The 16,451-nt window shown below is 61.3% G+C and carries 13 protein-coding genes and 4 tRNA genes; 16 read left to right on the top strand and 1 reads right to left on the bottom strand.

Annotation, left to right across the window (positions count from 1 at the left end; translation table 11 throughout):
- The first annotated feature begins 46 nt into the window (after positions 1-46).
- The 15 genes from AABM52_RS20495 to AABM52_RS20425 all read left to right on the top strand — a co-directional run bounded on the left by AABM52_RS20495 (position 47) and on the right by AABM52_RS20425 (position 14,604).
- A complete protein-coding gene (locus AABM52_RS20495; RefSeq protein WP_347907589.1) occupies positions 47-673 on the top strand; it encodes a phosphoribosylanthranilate isomerase in 627 nt (208 codons plus the stop codon).
- Between the two features lie 217 nt (positions 674-890).
- Entirely contained in the window at positions 891-1,811 is a 921-nt protein-coding gene (gene accD, locus AABM52_RS20490; protein WP_347907588.1) for an acetyl-CoA carboxylase, carboxyltransferase subunit beta, read from the top strand.
- Positions 1,808-3,115 carry a bifunctional tetrahydrofolate synthase/dihydrofolate synthase gene (gene folC / locus AABM52_RS20485; protein WP_347907587.1) on the top strand — a complete coding sequence of 436 codons (1,308 nt, stop codon included), beginning with the start codon at positions 1,808-1,810 and terminating at the stop codon, positions 3,113-3,115. Before accD ends, folC begins: the two co-directional genes overlap by 4 nt.
- Entirely contained in the window at positions 3,099-3,767 is a 669-nt protein-coding gene (locus AABM52_RS20480) for an SPOR domain-containing protein (RefSeq protein ID WP_347907586.1), read from the top strand. Before folC ends, AABM52_RS20480 begins: the two co-directional genes overlap by 17 nt.
- A 98-nt stretch (positions 3,768-3,865) precedes the next feature.
- Positions 3,866-4,426 (top strand): CvpA family protein, encoded by a 561-nt coding sequence (locus tag AABM52_RS20475; RefSeq protein ID WP_056722189.1) that lies wholly within the window; start codon positions 3,866-3,868, stop codon positions 4,424-4,426.
- Positions 4,427-4,467: 41 nt separating this feature from the next.
- The gene (gene purF / locus AABM52_RS20470; protein ID WP_007975670.1) at positions 4,468-5,973 is read left to right on the top strand and encodes an amidophosphoribosyltransferase; all 1,506 of its coding nucleotides are present in this window, start codon (positions 4,468-4,470) and stop codon (positions 5,971-5,973) included.
- Between the two features lie 73 nt (positions 5,974-6,046).
- Entirely contained in the window at positions 6,047-7,258 is a 1,212-nt protein-coding gene (locus AABM52_RS20465; RefSeq protein WP_046038188.1) for an O-succinylhomoserine sulfhydrylase, read from the top strand.
- Complete coding sequence (locus AABM52_RS20460) at positions 7,255-8,031, top strand: SDR family oxidoreductase (protein ID WP_347907585.1); 777 nt, start codon at positions 7,255-7,257, stop codon at positions 8,029-8,031. Before AABM52_RS20465 ends, AABM52_RS20460 begins: the two co-directional genes overlap by 4 nt.
- Positions 8,032-8,191: 160 nt before the next feature.
- Positions 8,192-8,267, top strand: a tRNA-Val gene (locus AABM52_RS20455).
- 53 nt (positions 8,268-8,320) lie between these two features.
- A tRNA-Asp gene (locus AABM52_RS20450) sits at positions 8,321-8,397 on the top strand.
- 92 nt (positions 8,398-8,489) lie between these two features.
- Positions 8,490-8,566 (top strand) — tRNA-Asp (locus AABM52_RS20445).
- Between the two features lie 460 nt (positions 8,567-9,026).
- Positions 9,027-11,858 carry a xanthine dehydrogenase family protein molybdopterin-binding subunit gene (locus tag AABM52_RS20440; protein ID WP_347907584.1) on the top strand — a complete coding sequence of 944 codons (2,832 nt, stop codon included), beginning with the start codon at positions 9,027-9,029 and terminating at the stop codon, positions 11,856-11,858.
- Positions 11,851-12,390, top strand: a complete 540-nt coding sequence (locus AABM52_RS20435; RefSeq protein ID WP_007982256.1) for a (2Fe-2S)-binding protein — start codon at positions 11,851-11,853, stop codon at positions 12,388-12,390. Before AABM52_RS20440 ends, AABM52_RS20435 begins: the two co-directional genes overlap by 8 nt.
- 2 nt (positions 12,391-12,392) lie before the next feature.
- Positions 12,393-13,631: a cytochrome c gene (locus tag AABM52_RS20430; RefSeq protein ID WP_347907583.1), complete on the top strand. Its 1,239-nt coding sequence runs from the start codon at positions 12,393-12,395 to the stop codon at positions 13,629-13,631.
- 1 nt (position 13,632) lies between these two features.
- Entirely contained in the window at positions 13,633-14,604 is a 972-nt protein-coding gene (locus tag AABM52_RS20425) for an XdhC family protein (RefSeq protein ID WP_347907582.1), read from the top strand.
- Positions 14,605-14,737: 133 nt separating this feature from the next.
- On the opposite strand, the gene AABM52_RS20420 is transcribed toward AABM52_RS20425, so the two are convergent.
- Positions 14,738-16,021: an FAD-binding oxidoreductase gene (locus AABM52_RS20420; RefSeq protein WP_347907581.1), complete on the bottom strand. Its 1,284-nt coding sequence runs from the start codon at positions 16,019-16,021 to the stop codon at positions 14,738-14,740.
- A gap of 184 nt (positions 16,022-16,205) precedes the next feature.
- Here AABM52_RS20420 and AABM52_RS20415 point away from each other — a divergent pair.
- Positions 16,206-16,282: transfer RNA gene (locus AABM52_RS20415), tRNA-Val, on the top strand.
- Positions 16,283-16,451: the final 169 nt, after the last annotated feature.

Below are 16,451 nucleotides of genomic sequence, written 5' to 3'. Positions count from 1 at the left end.
GTTACCATCCGGGACTTTCCCGGATTTGTCTTGGAGTTGTGTCGACATGTCAGCCGTTCGCAGCAAGATCTGTGGGATTACCCGCATAGAGGATGCGTTGGCAGCCGTCGAGGCCGGGGCGGATGCCATCGGATTCGTGTTCTACGCCAAAAGCCCCCGTGCGGTGACGTTCCAGCAGGCGCGCTCGATCATAAAGGCGCTGCCGCCGTTCGTGACCACCGTGGGCTTGTTCGTCAATGCAAGCCGTTGCGAGTTGGGTGAACTCCTCGACGCGGTGCCCCTGGACCTGCTGCAATTTCACGGCGATGAAAGCGCGGCCGAGTGTGAAGGCTGGCACCGCCCGTACATCAAGGCGCTGCGGGTCAAGGCGGGTGATGACATCGCCGCGGCCTGTGATGCTTATGCCAGCGCCAGCGGGATTCTGCTCGATACCTATGTCGAAGGCGTTCCCGGAGGAACCGGCGAGGCATTTGACTGGTCATTGATACCGCAAGGCTTGAGCAAGCCGATCATTCTGGCGGGCGGTCTGACGCCGGATAACGTCGCCGAAGCGATTGCGCGCGTCCGGCCTTATGCCGTGGATGTCAGCGGCGGGGTAGAGGCGAGCAAGGGCATCAAGGATCACGCCAAGGTCCAGGCATTTATCAAAGCGGTACGCGGTAGCACCTGTTGATGTGACGGCTGGCAGACTGCCGCCGTCCACTGCACTGTACAAAGCGGATGCACTGCACACAGCAGGCAGATCCGAGGGTTTGTGGTTGCACGCAGGTCATGTTTCGCGCTGACCGTGGTAGTCCATCAACCCTCTTCGCACACATGAATTTAGCGCTAGGGCATACACGGGGCCGCGAACCAGAGCGTTCGGGCCGCCGGTACTGGAGAAAGAAAGCATGAGCAACTGGTTAGTAGACAAACTGATCCCTTCGATCATGCGTTCCGAGGTCAAGAAGAGCTCGGTGCCTGAAGGTCTTTGGCACAAATGCCCGTCTTGCGAGGCTGTGCTGTATCGTCCGGAGCTGGAAAAGACCCTGGACGTTTGCCCCAAGTGCAACCATCACATGCGTATCGGCGCCCGTGCCCGTATCGACATCTTCCTCGATGTTGAAGGCCGTGCCGAGCTGGGTGCGGACCTGGAGCCGGTTGACCGTCTGAAATTCCGCGACGGCAAGAAGTACAAGGATCGCCTGACCGCTGCACAAAAGCAGACCGGCGAAAAAGACGCGCTGGTTTCCATGAGCGGTACTTTGCTGGGCATGCCGGTGGTGGTTTCGGCGTTCGAGTTTTCCTTCATGGGCGGTTCGATGGGCGCCATCGTCGGTGAGCGTTTCGTTCGCGCCGCCAACTACGCCCTGGAAAAACGTTGCCCGATGATCTGCTTCGCCGCTTCCGGTGGTGCGCGGATGCAGGAAGCGCTGATTTCCCTGATGCAAATGGCCAAGACCTCCGCGGTGCTGGCTCGTCTGCGTGAAGAAGGCATCCCGTTCATCTCCGTGTTGACCGATCCGGTCTACGGCGGCGTTTCCGCCAGTCTGGCGATGCTGGGCGACGTGATCGTCGGCGAGCCGAAGGCGTTGATCGGTTTTGCCGGTCCGCGTGTGATCGAGCAAACCGTGCGTGAAAAACTGCCGGAAGGCTTCCAGCGCAGCGAGTTCCTGCTGGAACACGGCGCCATCGACATGATCGTCGACCGTCAGGAGCTGCGTCCGCGCCTGGGCAACCTGCTGGCGCAAATGATGGGCCTGCCGACGCCGACGTTCGTGGCTGCACCCATCGAGCCGATCGTGGTTCCACCGGTACCTGCCAGCCTATGACCCAACGTACCCTTGGCGAATGGCTCGCCTACCTTGAACAGTTGCACCCTTCGGCCATCGACATGGGCCTGGAGCGGTCGCAGCAGGTAGCGTCCCGCATGGGACTGGGCAAGCCGGCGCCTCGGGTGATCACGGTCACCGGGACCAACGGCAAGGGTTCCACCTGTGCGTTCGTGGCGTCCTTGCTGCGAGCCCAGGGCTTGAAAGTGGGGGTCTACAACTCCCCGCACCTGCTGCGCTACAACGAGCGGGTAACGGTCGATGGCGTCGAAGCCACGGACGCCGAGTTGTGCGAGGCCTTTGCCGCGGTAGAGGCCGGGCGCGGCGACACTTCCCTGACTTACTTCGAAATGGGCACCCTGGCGGCATTCTGGCTGTTCCAGCGCTCCGGGCTCGATGCGGTGGTGCTGGAAGTCGGTCTGGGCGGTCGTCTGGACACGGTCAACGTGGTGGACGCCGACATGGCGCTGGTCACCAGTATTGGCGTCGATCATGCGGATTACCTGGGTGATACCCGAGAGTCCGTGGCCTTCGAGAAGGCCGGTATTTTCCGTCAGGGCGCGCCTGCGCTCTGCGGCGATCTGAACCCTCCACAACCTTTGCTGGACAAGGCGCGCGAGCTCAATTGCCCGTTTTTCCTGCGTGGGCGCGATTTTGACCTCGGTGTGACCGATCACAACTGGCAATGGCGTGGTGTCGATGGGCAAGGGTGCGCGGTTGAGCTGCGCGGCCTGCCACTGCTCGATCTGCCGATGGAAAACGCTGCTCTGGCGTTGCAGGCGTACCTGCTGCTCGGCTTGCCTTGGGTGGATGCGCAGATTATCGAGGCGCTGCGGGCAACGAAGGTGGTCGGTCGCCTGGATCGCCGTGAGTTCGAGTGGCAAGGCAAGCGCTTGAATCTATTGCTGGATGTGGGGCACAACCCCCATGCGGCGGAGTATCTGGCTCGCCGGCTGGCCAGTCGCCCGCCGGTCGGCAGGCGTCTGGCGGTATTCGGGCTGCTGGCGGACAAAGACCTGGGTGGTGTTGTCGGCGAATTGAATGCTAGTGTCCAGCACTGGGCCGTTGCACCGCTGGATTCGCCTCGGGCGCGTCCGGTTGCGGATTTGCACGATGCGTTGCAAGGTCTTGGTGCGTCGGTCACGTCATACGGCAGCGTAGCGGCCGCCCTGGAAGGGCAGTGCGCGCAGGCCACGAGCGACGACGAAATCCTGTTGTTCGGATCATTTTATTGTGTCGCCGAGGCCCTTGAATGGCTGGCCCGGCGCTCCACGGAGGAAGCGGCAAATGGCATTGCTGGATAAGGCATACAAACAGCGCATGGTTGGCGCCCTGGTGTTGGTCGCGCTGGCGGTGATTTTTCTGCCGATGCTGTTTTCCCGCCAGGACGAACAGCGCCAGGTGGCGGTCGAAGCGCCTGCGGCTCCGCAGGCGCCAGCGATGCCTCAGGTACAGGTCGAGCCCGTGGTGGTGCCCGAGCCGCAAGCCCTGCCTCAGGAGCCCGTGCCGAGCGATGACGAAATCGCCCAGCAGGAATCGGCGGTGCCAACTGCGCCGTTGGTTCCAGTGCCTGCGGCTCCAGCGCCAGCAGCCAAACCGCCCGCGCCCGCGCCGGTCCCGGCTTTGGCGGCCAAACCTGCAACAGCGCCGGCCCAGCCGATCACCGCGGCACCGGGCAAGCCGGACACCACGCAAAGCCGTGTCGATGCCAATGGTTTGTCTGTCAGCTGGTCAGTGCAACTGGCCAGCCTGTCCAGCCGTGAAAGCGCGGAAAAGCTTCAGAAAACCCTGCGCAGCCAGGGTTACAACGCCTACATCCGTACCGCCGACGGCAAAAACCGGGTGTTTGTCGGGCCGCTGATCGAGCGCGCTGAAGCCGACCGGCTGCGTGACTTGTTGAACCGCCAGCAGAACCTCAAGGGGTTTGTGGTGCGCTTTCAACCAGAACGTGGCTAAAACTATCGCCCCGATATGAAATGCACTGACAATCGCAGCTTACCGATAAGCATGGGCTCTGCTAAAATGCGCCGCCTTATCCGTCTGTAGGCTGCACTGTGCCATTTACCTGGGTTGACTGGGCGATCGTAGCAATCGTCGCCATCTCCGCATTGATCAGTCTGAGCCGCGGCTTCGTTAAAGAAGCGCTGTCGCTGCTGACCTGGATCATCGCAGGAGTCGTAGCCTGGATGTTCGGTGGCTCACTGTCCGAGTACCTCGGCGGGTACATTCAAACGCCATCGGCACGTATAATCACGGGCTGTGCCATCATGTTTGTCGCCACTTTAATCGTAGGCGCAATGATCAATTATCTTATCGGCGAACTGGTTCGCGTCACCGGGCTCTCCGGGACCGACCGATTCCTCGGCATGGCCTTCGGCGCCGCGCGTGGCGGGTTGCTGGTGGTCATCGCCGTCGGGCTATTGAGCCTGGGGCCGGTACAGCAGGACGGGTGGTGGAAAGAGTCACAGCTCGTGCCAAAATTTCTATTGGTTGCAGACTGGTCCAAAAACCTGATCCTCGGGTGGAGCAGTCAGTGGCTTGCCAGCGGAATCAGCGTACCCGCTGATATTCCGTTCAAGGAGCAACTCTTGCCGACGGCCAAAACGCCTCAGTGAGTAGTGCTCAGTTCAGATCCATTAAGTAGGGGTTGCGTCGCATGTGTGGCATCGTCGGTATCGTCGGTAAGTCGAACGTCAATCAGGCGCTGTATGACGCGCTAACCGTCCTCCAGCACCGCGGCCAGGACGCTGCCGGTATCGTGACCAGCCATGATGGCCGGTTATTCCTGCGCAAGGACAACGGCCTGGTGCGTGACGTGTTCCAGCAACGTCACATGCAGCGCCTGGTCGGTCACATGGGTATTGGCCATGTGCGTTATCCAACCGCGGGCAGCTCGACGTCGGCTGAAGCTCAACCGTTTTACGTCAACTCGCCTTACGGCATCACCCTGGCGCACAACGGTAACCTGACCAACGTTGAACAACTGGCCAAGGAGATTTACGAATCTGACCTGCGCCACGTCAACACCAGTTCCGATTCGGAAGTGCTGCTCAACGTGTTCGCGCACGAACTGGCCCAGCGCGGCAAGTTGCAGCCGACCGAAGAAGACGTTTTCGCCGCCGTCACCGACGTGCACAACCGTTGCGTCGGTGGTTATGCTGTCGTGGCGATGATCACCGGCTACGGCATCGTCGGCTTCCGCGACCCGCACGGCATCCGCCCGATCGTTTTCGGCCAGCGTCACACCGACGAAGGCGTCGAGTACATGATCGCCTCGGAAAGCGTTTCCCTGGACGTGCTCGGCTTCACCCTGATTCGCGACCTGGCGCCGGGCGAAGCGGTCTACATCACTGAAGAGGGCAAGCTGTACACCCGTCAGTGCGCGACCAACCCGTCCCTGACGCCGTGCATCTTCGAACACGTCTACCTGGCGCGTCCGGATTCGATCATCGACGGCGTGTCGGTCTACAAGGCCCGTCTGCGCATGGGTGAGAAACTGGCCGAGAAGATCCTGCGCGAGCGTCCGGATCACGACATCGACGTGGTCATCCCGATTCCGGATACCAGCCGCACCGCTGCGCTGGAGCTGGCGAACCACCTGGGCGTGAAGTTCCGTGAAGGCTTCGTGAAGAACCGCTACATCGGCCGGACCTTCATCATGCCGGGCCAGGCCGCGCGGAAAAAATCCGTACGCCAGAAGCTCAACGCCATCGAGCTGGAATTCCGCGGCAAGAACGTGATGCTGGTGGATGACTCCATCGTACGCGGCACCACTTGCAAGCAGATCATCCAGATGGCCCGCGAAGCCGGCGCCAAGAACGTCTACTTCTGCTCAGCGGCGCCAGCGGTTCGCTACCCGAACGTCTACGGCATCGACATGCCGAGCGCTCACGAACTGATCGCCCACAACCGTTCGACCCAGGACGTGGCTGACCTGATCGGCGCCGACTGGCTGATCTATCAGGACCTGCCTGACTTGATCGAAGCGGTCGGTGGCGGCAAGATCAAGATCGACAAGTTCGATTGCGCGGTGTTCGACGGCCAGTACGTCACCGGCGACGTCGACGAGGCTTACCTGAACAAGATCGAGCAGGCACGCAACGATGCCTCCAAGGTCAAGACGCAGGCAGTCAGTGCGATCATCGATCTGTACAACAACTGAGTAATTACCGGCCCTGAGGGGCCGGTTTTGTATCTGGCTTTTAATTTACGAGAATAGGGAAAGGAGTGACAGCATGAGTCAGGATTGGGATGCCGGTCGGCTGGACAGCGACCTCGAAGGCGTAGCGTTCGATACCCTGGCCGTACGTGCCGGTCAGCACCGTACGCCGGAAGGCGAGCACGGTGATCCGATGTTCTTTACCTCCAGCTACGTGTTCCGTACCGCCGCCGACGCCGCTGCGCGTTTCGCTGGCGAAGTCCCGGGCAACGTTTACTCGCGCTACACCAATCCGACCGTACGCGCCTTCGAAGAGCGCATTGCCGCCCTGGAAAGCGCTGAGCAAGCCGTGGCGACTGCCACCGGCATGGCCGCGATCATGGCGGTGGTGATGAGCCTGTGCAGCGCTGGCGACCACGTTCTGGTATCGCGCAGCGTGTTTGGCTCGACCATCAGCCTGTTCGAGAAGTACTTCAAGCGTTTTGGCATTGAAGTCGATTACGTGGCCCTGGCGGACTTGTCCGGCTGGGATGCGGCAATCAAGGCCAACACCAAATTGCTGTTTGTCGAGTCGCCGTCCAACCCGCTGGCCGAGTTGGTCGACATCGCCGAACTGTCGAAAATCGCCCACGCCAAAGGCGCGATGCTGGTGGTCGACAACTGCTTCTGCACCCCTGCCTTGCAGCAGCCGCTGAAAATGGGCGCGGACATCGTCGTGCACTCGGCCACCAAGTTCATCGACGGCCAGGGCCGTTGCATGGGCGGCGTGGTCGCCGGCCGCAGCGAGCAGATGAAAGAGGTGGTTGGCTTCCTGCGTACCGCCGGGCCGACCCTGAGCCCGTTCAACGCCTGGATCTTCCTCAAGGGCCTGGAAACCCTGAATCTGCGGATGAAGGCCCATTGCGCCAACGCCCAGCAGCTGGCCGAGTGGCTGGAGCAGCAGGAAGGTATCGAAAAAGTCCATTACGCCGGCCTCAAGAGCCATCCGCAGCACGAACTGGCGCTGCGCCAGCAAAAGGGCTTCGGTGCGGTCGTCAGTTTTGAGGTCAAGGGCGGCAAAGAGGGCGCCTGGCGCTTTATCGATGCCACGCGCCTGATTTCGATCACCGCCAACCTGGGCGACAGCAAGACCACCATCACCCATCCGAGCACCACCTCCCATGGTCGCCTGGCGCCGCAGGAGCGTGAAGCGGCGGGCATTCGTGACAGCCTGATCCGCGTTGCGGTCGGCCTGGAAGACGTGGCGGACCTGCAAGCCGATCTGGCGCGCGGTCTGGCTGCGTTGTGATCGAGTTGTCTACACCGACCACCGGCTCAAATGGCCGCGTAGCGCTGGTGACTGGTGCTGCGCGGGGCATTGGCCTGGGGATCTCGGCCTGGCTGATCAGCGAAGGCTGGCAAGTCGTGCTGACGGACCTGGACCGGGGGCGCGGTTCGAAAGTGGCGAAAGTGCTGGGCGATAACGCCTGGTTCATCGCCATGGATGTCTCGAATGAAGGCCAGGTCGCGCTGGGCGTGGCCGAGGTGCTCGGCCAGTTCGGGCGCCTGGATGCGCTGGTATGCAACGCAGCGGTTGCCGATCCGCACAACATCACCCTGGAAAGCCTCGACCTGTCTCACTGGAATCGGGTGTTGGCGGTGAACCTCAGCGGGCCGATGTTGCTGGCCAAGCACTGTGCGCCGTACCTGCGCGCTCACAGCGGTGCCATCGTCAATCTGGCCTCGACCCGCGCCGGGCAGTCGGAACCCGACACAGAGGCTTATGCGGCGAGCAAGGGTGGTCTGTTGGCCCTGACGCATGCGTTGGCGATCAGCCTTGGCCCGGAGATCCGGGTCAATGCCGTCAGCCCTGGCTGGATCGACGCGCGCGATCCCTCGGTACGACGTGCCGAGCCATTGAGCGAAGCTGATCATGCTCAGCATCCGGCGGGCAGGGTAGGGACGGTTGAGGACGTCGCGGCGATGGTGGCCTGGCTGCTGTCGAGAAGCGCCGGGTTTGTCACCGGCCAGGAATTCGTGGTCGATGGCGGCATGACCAAAAAGATGATTTACAGCGAGTGATATAGGTGTTGAATGTATCGCCCTCATCGCGAGCAGGCGGGCTGATGGTTGCCGACACTGGCCGGAATGAAATGATTTTGTCTTTTTCAGAAAAACTTCAATCCTGCTATTGACTTAGGTTCGCTACCTGCGTAAATTTCGCGGCCTCGGAGATGCAAACGGGTGATTAGCTCAGCTGGGAGAGCGTCTGCCTTACAAGCAGAATGTCGGCGGTTCGATCCCGTCATCACCCACCACTTCCGAGATACTTGCGAAAGCAAGAGGTAGGCTGAAATGCCTCCACCGACGCGCAGCGGTAGTTCAGTCGGTTAGAATACCGGCCTGTCACGCCGGGGGTCGCGGGTTCGAGTCCCGTCCGCTGCGCCATATTTTCCGAGTCAGGCATGCCTGGCTCGAGATTGAAAAGCTACTGAGTTTTCAATCAGACGAGTTACTTGGACGCAAGTCCAAAGCGATACGCAGCGGTAGTTCAGTCGGTTAGAATACCGGCCTGTCACGCCGGGGGTCGCGGGTTCGAGTCCCGTCCGCTGCGCCATATCTGCACCGAGGCCACTGAACGCCTTGGAGCTACGAAGAAAACCACTGGTTTACTTCGAGTCGATAGCAAAGACCCTGGTCGAAAGACCGGGGTTTTTTGTTTGTGGAATTCAGCTTTTTCTTCTCTCGCCTTTTTCCTGTCTGACCTTTCTGCACACCTCTTTGCAGGATTGGCCGATTGGGTGCTGACGACGCCGTCGTTCAGCGGCCCCCCTGACCTCGCGCTACCGAGATTCACGGCTACTATTATTGTGCTGCGTCGAATAGTCGCGTTTTTTTGATTTGCTGGTCAGTTTTTGGTTTTCCGTAAGGCCATAAGCCTATAAACTTAACCTTTCGGTCAGCTTTGCACTGTCAACAACAGCCCTTTGTATCGTCAAAAGGGGCTTCTGCAAGACTCGAGATTTTCCAGTACATAACCAGAAGGGTGGACTCCATAACCGCCCAGAGGATGATCCATGTCCAACCGTGATATATCCCGGCGCTCGTTCCTTCAGGGCGGGCTGGTAGCGGGCGTGAGCGTGACGCTCACACCATTGAGCAGCCAGGCGCTGGCCGCCTTGATGGAGAACAGCGTGACCGTGCCGTCCGAGCAGTGGCTCGGCAATAACGGCAAGGCGCGCGCCCGTAACGATGCCTTGTCCAAGGTCTGCGGCAGCAAGGTCTTTGCCCGCGACATCCGCGCCAAGGACATGCCGGGCTGGCCACAGCAGCAGGGCCACGCCATGCTGCTCAAAACCATCAAGGCCGACCACATTTTTGCAGGCATCGACCTGTCGTGGCTCGGTGCCGAACTGCAACCGGACCGCATCGTCACCGCCGAAGACCTGATCAAGGACGGTATCGTGTTCCCTGAGGAGCACGCCCCGGATCCGCTGTTGCCGGCCGGCAAGGTGCCGATGTTCATCGGCCACCCGGTGGCGATCCTGATCTGGAACGATTTCGAGCGTTTCCGTCAGGCCAAGAACCAGCTCAAATTCAATGACAAGGCAATCCGCTACGGCGATAAAGCGCCGTTCTACGAAGGCGATCCGTACGGCAGCTTCCGCTACGTGCGCGTCGGCGGCGCGACCTCGGCGGACGAAGATGAGTTCGCCAGCCTCAAGGATTCGATCCTGTTCCCGATGCTGAAAAACCGTCGTCCGGTGTGGAACTCCCAACCGAACCTGCACGGCAACCTGACCGAGCGCGGGTTGTTCTACGCCGATCGCATGAAGCAGCAGATCGATACGCCCCCGGACAACTGGCTGGTGTTCGACGAGCGCTACAAGACCCCGTCGATCGAGCCGGCCGCCCTGGAGCCGGACAACGGCAACGGCTGGTACGACCCGGCCACCAAGACTCTGCATTTCGTCGTCGCCACTCAGTGCCCGCTGGAAGCGGCGACCGAAACGGCGAAGATGATCGCGCCGTCGCGTTTCGGCCTGGCCAACCTGAACATGCACCCGGGTTACACCGTGGGTTACGGCTCCAAAGACCACAACATTTTCGTCTACTACGCAGCGCTGGCCGCGTTGTACGGCGCCGGTGTGCCGGTGCGTCTGGCCAACGACCGCTACGAGCAGTTCCAGAGCGGCATCAAGCGTCACCCGTTCGACATTCACTACCAATTGGCGGTGGACAAGAACGATCACAGCTTCAAGATTTTCCGCTCCGAGATGAGCGTCGACGGTGGCGGGCGGATCAACTACAGCCCGTCGGTGGCTGCGGTGGGCGCCACGGCGGCACAGTCGATCTACTACATGCCGCAGAACGATCTGCAGGTCACGGCCTATCACTCCCGCGCCGTTGAAGCCGGGTCGATGCGTGGCTACGGCACCCTGCAGAGCATGGCGGCGACCGAGATGATGGTCGACGAAATCGCCGGCCGCCTGGGTGTCGATGCCATCGAGCTGCGCCGCAAGAACGCACTGCGCTCGGGCATGAAAAACACCCAGGGTGCTATTCCGGCCGGTGCCTTGCGCCTGCACGAGATTCTCGACAAGGCGGCGGTCCACGACACCTGGAAAAACCGCGAGGCGATCAAGAAGCAACGCGAAGCCGCCGATCCCGACAACTGGTACGGCATCGGTTTCGCCATCTGCCAGAAGGACTTCGGTACCGGTTCCGAAGCGCCGATGGCCAGCATTGAATTCACTGCCGAAGGTCGCATCAGCTTGCGCCACATCGGTATCGAAATCGGCACTGGCATGTCCACCTCCCAGGCTATGGTTGTGGCGGATTTCCTCGGTATCCCGGCGCACGAAGTGAAGACCGGCGAAACCGAGTGGAAAGAGTTGCAGCTGATCAGTGGCGGCAACCCGTACATCATGAGCCAGGCCGAGCAGGACAATTTCCTGCGCAACCCACGCTGGGTCGGCAAGGTGGCTTCGGCTTCGTCGGCCACCAACTCGGCGTACTACTTCAGCCACGCCACCCGTGAAGCGGCGCGCGTGCTGTTCAACCACGGCCTGTGGCCGGCGGCGCTGGAGATCTGGCACCAAGGCCCTTACGGCGGTCAGGCCAACCCTTATGTGGTGCGCCGCGAAGACGCCCATTGGGTCGACGGCAAGCTCACGGCCAACGGGATGGAGCCACTGCCATTCGCCATGCTGGCCAAACGCGTTCATGAGCGTGGCCTGGTGAGCGGCGCGACCGTGCACGGTTTCAACCGCTGGAGCTGGGCCGAGGCCGAGTTCAGCATCGACGGCGTGCGTGAGCGCTTGCCGCTCGACGGCCTGGCCGTGAAGTACGGCGACGGTGCACCGAAGGCGAAGAAGGCGCAGATGAACAGCGCCGGTTTCCATCTGCTGGATCGGCAGGGCATCGCCTACCCGGCGACCCAGCTGAACAACGCGGCGGTGACTTACTACAGCCCGGTCGCGACGCTGGTGGAGGTGAAGGTCAACAAGGGTTCGAACGAAGTGTCGGTACTCAACCATCACTCGTGGGTCGAGTGCGGTCGGGTGCTGGTGGAAGAACTGGTCAGGGGCCAGCTCGAAGGCGGGATCGCCATGGGCATCGGCCATGCGCTGATGGAAGAAATGCCGCTGTACGAAGGCGGTCCGGGGGAGGGTGACTGGAACTTCAACCGTTACCGCCTGCCGATGGCGCGTCACGTTGCGGTGTGGAAACAGACGGCGGACATCCTGCCACCACTGTCGCCGAGCGACCCGTCCAAGGGCATCGCCGAGGTGGTGATGATCCCGGTGGTCGGTGCCATCGGTAACGCCGTGGCCCATGCCATCGGTAAACGTGTCCGCGACCTGCCTATCACTTCTGCACGCATCAAGGAGGCCCTCAATGGCTAACCGTCCGCTTCAACTGACTCTCAACGGTCAATCCGTCGGCCCGGTGGACATCCCTGATGACCTGCCGATGATCGACTACCTGCACGAGTACAAGAACCTCACCGGTTCGCGCCTGGGCTGTGGCCAGGGCATCTGCCACGCCTGCGTGGTGATCGTCGACAACCCGGACGGCACCAGCGAAGAAGTGCGCACCTGCATCACCGGCGCACACTATTTCGAGGGCAAGAAGGTTCGGACCATCGAAGGCCATGCGACCCGCGACGAGCAGGGCAAGGTCACCGAGCTGAACCCGATCCAGCAGCGCTTTGTTGATGAATTTGCCTTCCAGTGCAGCTACTGCGCGCCGGGCTTCGTCAATGCCGCGACCGTGCTGGTGGAAAAGCTGCAGCGTCAGCCGATCGTCAAAAGCCAGCTGGAAAAAGTCATCGAGGACAGCCTCGGTCATCACATCTGCCGTTGCACCGGGTACGTGCGTTACTACAGCGCCACCCGTAACGTGCTGACCGATCTCGGCCTGGTCAAGGAGGGTTAAGCATGAAGCTTCTACTTAGCCGCCTGGCGTTGGCGGTTGGTCTGGCTGCGCCTGTGGTGGCAGCTCACGCGGATGATGTGCAAGTCAAGCAAGGCGAATACCTCGCCCGTGCCGCCGACTGCATGGCGTGCCACACCGCACCGGGTGGCGCGCCGTACGCGGGCGGTCTGCCGATCGTCTCGCCGTTCGGCACGATCTACGGCACCAACATCACCCCGAGCAAAGAGCACGGCATCGGTCTGTATAACGATGACGAGTTCTTTGCCGCACTGACCGAAGGCAAGCGCCGTGATGGCGCGAACCTGTATCCGGCGATGCCCTACACCTCGTATCACCTGATGCCGCGAGCGGATTCCGACGCGATTCATGCCTACCTGAAAACCGTCGAGCCGATCGAACGCGCAGCACCGGTCACCAGCCTGAGCTTCCCGTTCAATGTGCGCCTGGGCCTGATGGGCTGGAACATGATGTACGGCAAGGACGTGAAGCTGGAGCCTGCCGAGGGCAAGAGCGAAGCCTGGAAGCGCGGCCAGTACATGGTCGACGTGCTGGGTCACTGTGGCGAGTGCCACACCCCACGCGGCTTGCCGGGTGCGATGCAGCAGGACAAGCGCATGACCGGCGGCATTCTCAATGGCTATCTGGCGCCGAGCCTGCTGGCCACTGACCTGGCGGCCCGTGGCTGGAATCACCAGGACCTGAGCTCGTTCCTCAAGCACGGCATGAGCGCCCAGGGCACGATGTTCAACGAGATGTTCCCGGTGTTCCACAACAGCACCCAGGGCCTCAGCGATCCGGATCTGGCGGCGATGGCGACTTTCCTGCTCGGCGATCAGCCGCCTGCGGCGAAGGTGCTCACCGAAATGCCGTTGGACAAGCTGAGCCCAAGTGCCCAGCGCGGCCGTCAGGAATATTTGAATGTCTGCGCCGGTTGTCATGCGCCGGGAGGTGAGGGCAAGCCGCACATCGCCGTGGCCATGCGCGGCAACACCACGCTGCGCCTGGAAGATCCGCGCAACCTGGTACGGGTGATCGACGACGGTATCGGTGAACAGAAGTTCTCCGGTTTCGAACACATGCAACCGATGCCAGGGTTCGCCGCGAAATTGGGCGACGAGCAACTCACGGATCTGCTGAACTACCTGCGTCAGGGTTGGGGCGGTCAGCCGAATGATCTGGCAGTGAACGACGTGCAGAAGCTGCGGGCCGATGCGCCGCCGCTCGAGCACAAGGCCCACTGATATGCAGCATCTGGATCTGCAAGTCGTACGCCGGGCGCTGGAGTGGTCGGCGGCCGGTCAGCGCATCTGGCTGTGTACGGTGCTCGCTACCTACGGTTCGGCGCCGCGCGCGCCGGGTTCGCTGCTGGCGGTGAACTCGGATGGGCACTGGATCGGCTCGCTGTCCGGTGGCTGTGTCGAGGAAGACTTTCTCGAGCGAGTCGCCGAGGGCGCGTTTCTGGAGCCGGTCAGCGTTGTTCGTTACGGCGAAGGCGACGACCCACGCTCCCGCGTCAGCTTGCCGTGTGGCGGGGTGCTGGATGTGCTGGTCGAGAAGCTTGATGCCGATTGCGAGGTGCAAGCGCATCTGCGGGAGCTGGAGTCGGCGCTGTTGGGCCGACGTCGGTTGATCCGCGAAGTCGACCTGCAAAGCGGTGCGCGCAGCCTGTTCGATGATCGTGAGCAGGGTGTGCGTATCGAACGCGAGATCGACCGGGTGCGCGTGCGGGTTGGCGCGGCCCAGCGTTTGTTGCTGGCGGGGTATTCCAGTGTCGCCCAGGCCTGTGCGGAGTTTGCCGTGGGTCTGGGCTTCGAGGTGATTCTGTGTGACCCGCGGGACGAAGTGCTGGAAGGCGTCGTGCTGGAAAACGTGGAGATTCGTCGCCAACTGCCGTCGGTGTTCATCGCCGACGGCGGTTGCCACAGCGACACGGCGGTGGTGGCGTTGACCCACGACCCACGTATCGATGACCTGGCGATGATGGAGGCAGTGCGCACCGAGGCGTTCTACATCGGTGTGATGGGCTCCATGCAGACCTCGCAAAAGCGCTTCGAACGCTTACGGCGCATCGGCGGGCTGGGGGATGTCGAGTTGGGGCGGATTCACGCGCCAATCGGATTGAACCTGGGCAGCAAGACGCCGGCGGAGATTGCGTTGGCGGTGCTGGCGGACATCCTGCGGATTCGCAGTGGTATCCCACGGGATCGTCTTTAAGATCAAAAGATCGCAGCCTGCGGCAGCTCCTACGCTGAACGCATTCCCATGTAGGAGCTGCCGCAGGCTGCGATCTTTCGATGTTGATCTAAACAAAAGGCCCGCATCAATGCGGGCCTTTTGTTTTAGCAAGTCAGTACCCGAACTTGTCCCGCAATCCGTAATACCACGCACCCAATGCCGCAAACGGTGTACGCAGCATTTGTCCACCCGGGAACGGGTAGTGAGGCAGGTCGGCAAACGCATCAAAACGTTCTGCCTGACCGCGTAATGCCTCGGCCAGGACCTTACCCGCCAAATGCGTATAGGTCACCCCATGGCCGCTACAGCCCTGGGAATAGTAGATGTTGTCGCCCAGCCGGCCGACTTGGGGCAGACGCGACAACGTCAGCAGGAAATTACCGGTCCACGCGTAATCGATCTTCACGTCCTTGAGCTGCGGGAACGCCTTGAGCATCTTCGGCCGGATGATCGCTTCGATGTTCGCCGGATCCCGCGCGCCGTACACCACGCCACCACCGAAGATCAGACGCTTGTCGCCGCTGAGGCGGTAGTAGTCGAGCAAGTAATTGCAGTCTTCGACACAGTAATCCTGAGGCAGCAGGGTCTTCGCCAGTTCTTCACCCAATGGCTCGGTGGTAATCACCTGTGTGCCGCAGGGCATCGACTTGGCGGCCAGTTCCGGCACCAGGTTGCCCAGATAAGCGTTGCCGGCGACGATGATGAATTTGGCCCGGACCTTACCCTGCGGCGTGTGCACCACCGGATTCGCGCCACGCACGATGCGTACGGCTGGCGACTGCTCGTAAATCGTCCCGCCCAGGGACTCGACCGCCGCCGCTTCACCCAGTGCCAGGTTAAGCGGATGGATGTGGCCGCCACTCATGTCGAGCATCCCGCCGACGTATTGATCACAAGCCACTACTTCGCGAATGCGACGTTGATCCATCAACTCAAGCTGGGTGTGACCGAAACGCTCCCACAGGCGCTTCTGGGACTCGAGATGCCCCATCTGCTTGGCAGTCATCGCGGCGAACACGCCACCGTCCTTCAAGTCGCACTGAATGTCGTACCTGGCGACCCGCTCACGAATGATTCGTCCACCCTCGAACGCCATCTGCCCCAGCAGCTGGGCCTGCTTGGGACCGACCGTGCGCTCGATGACATCGATATCGCGGCTATAGCTGTTAACGATCTGGCCGCCATTGCGCCCGGACGCCCCGAAACCTACCCCGGCGGCTTCGAGCACCGTGACCTTGAAGCCGTTCTCCAGCAGAAACAAGGCAGAGGACAGCCCCGTATAACCGGCGCCGATCACACAGACATCGGTCTCCACGTCATCCTGTAACGCCGGGCGCGGCGGAACCGCATTGGCCGATGCGGCGTAGTAGGACTCGGGGTAGGGAGTGTTAGCCATCCGGCAGCCTCTGTTTAATATATTTTACGAGTGCGTTGATCCTACCCGAGTTGAAAATCGCCCGCCAGCCACCCGGAAAATCTTCTTTGTACCGGCAAAATTAAATATTTTGCATATTCATAGGGTTAGCGCGAAAAAAGGTGTTGACACCCCTCCGGAATTCCGTAGAATGCCGCCTCACAGCAGGCACGTAGCTCAGTTGGTTAGAGCACCACCTTGACATGGTGGGGGTCGTTGGTTCGAGTCCAATCGCGCCTACCAAACAAAATCCGCTCTGCTGGGCGGTCTAGAAGGGCTCACCGAAAGGTGGGCCCTTTTTTGTTGTCTGTGTTTGGTCAACTTCACGTCTGTGTGCCCCATCAGCCGCTGGTGAATGACCCGATGGTTGTTGATGTCGTGCTCTTTCATCACCTGCTTGCGGTCAGGCTTG

Origin of the sequence: Pseudomonas grandcourensis (assembly GCF_039909015.1) — a bacterium.
Classification (GTDB): domain Bacteria; phylum Pseudomonadota; class Gammaproteobacteria; order Pseudomonadales; family Pseudomonadaceae; genus Aquipseudomonas; species Aquipseudomonas grandcourensis.
Note: the sequence above shows the minus strand (reverse complement) of the source record. Positions and strands in the feature narration are given on the sequence as shown.

Bases quoted from the DNA above. Each gene is read 5' to 3' on its own strand.
- AABM52_RS20430 (WP_347907583.1), top strand. From the start codon at position 12,393: ATGAAGCTTCTACTTAGCCGCCTGGCGTTGGCGGTTGGTCTGGCTGCG.
- AABM52_RS20480 (WP_347907586.1), top strand. From the start codon at position 3,099: ATGGCATTGCTGGATAAGGCATACAAACAGCGCATGGTTGGCGCCCTG.
- accD (WP_347907588.1), top strand. From the start codon at position 891: ATGAGCAACTGGTTAGTAGACAAACTGATCCCTTCGATCATGCGTTCC.
- AABM52_RS20465 (WP_046038188.1), top strand. From the start codon at position 6,047: ATGAGTCAGGATTGGGATGCCGGTCGGCTGGACAGCGACCTCGAAGGC.
- AABM52_RS20435 (WP_007982256.1), top strand. From the start codon at position 11,851: ATGGCTAACCGTCCGCTTCAACTGACTCTCAACGGTCAATCCGTCGGC.
- folC (WP_347907587.1), top strand. From the start codon at position 1,808: ATGACCCAACGTACCCTTGGCGAATGGCTCGCCTACCTTGAACAGTTG.
- AABM52_RS20420 (WP_347907581.1), bottom strand. From the start codon at position 16,021: ATGGCTAACACTCCCTACCCCGAGTCCTACTACGCCGCATCGGCCAAT.
- purF (WP_007975670.1), top strand. From the start codon at position 4,468: ATGTGTGGCATCGTCGGTATCGTCGGTAAGTCGAACGTCAATCAGGCG.
- AABM52_RS20425 (WP_347907582.1), top strand. From the start codon at position 13,633: ATGCAGCATCTGGATCTGCAAGTCGTACGCCGGGCGCTGGAGTGGTCG.
- AABM52_RS20440 (WP_347907584.1), top strand. From the start codon at position 9,027: ATGTCCAACCGTGATATATCCCGGCGCTCGTTCCTTCAGGGCGGGCTG.
- AABM52_RS20495 (WP_347907589.1), top strand. From the start codon at position 47: ATGTCAGCCGTTCGCAGCAAGATCTGTGGGATTACCCGCATAGAGGAT.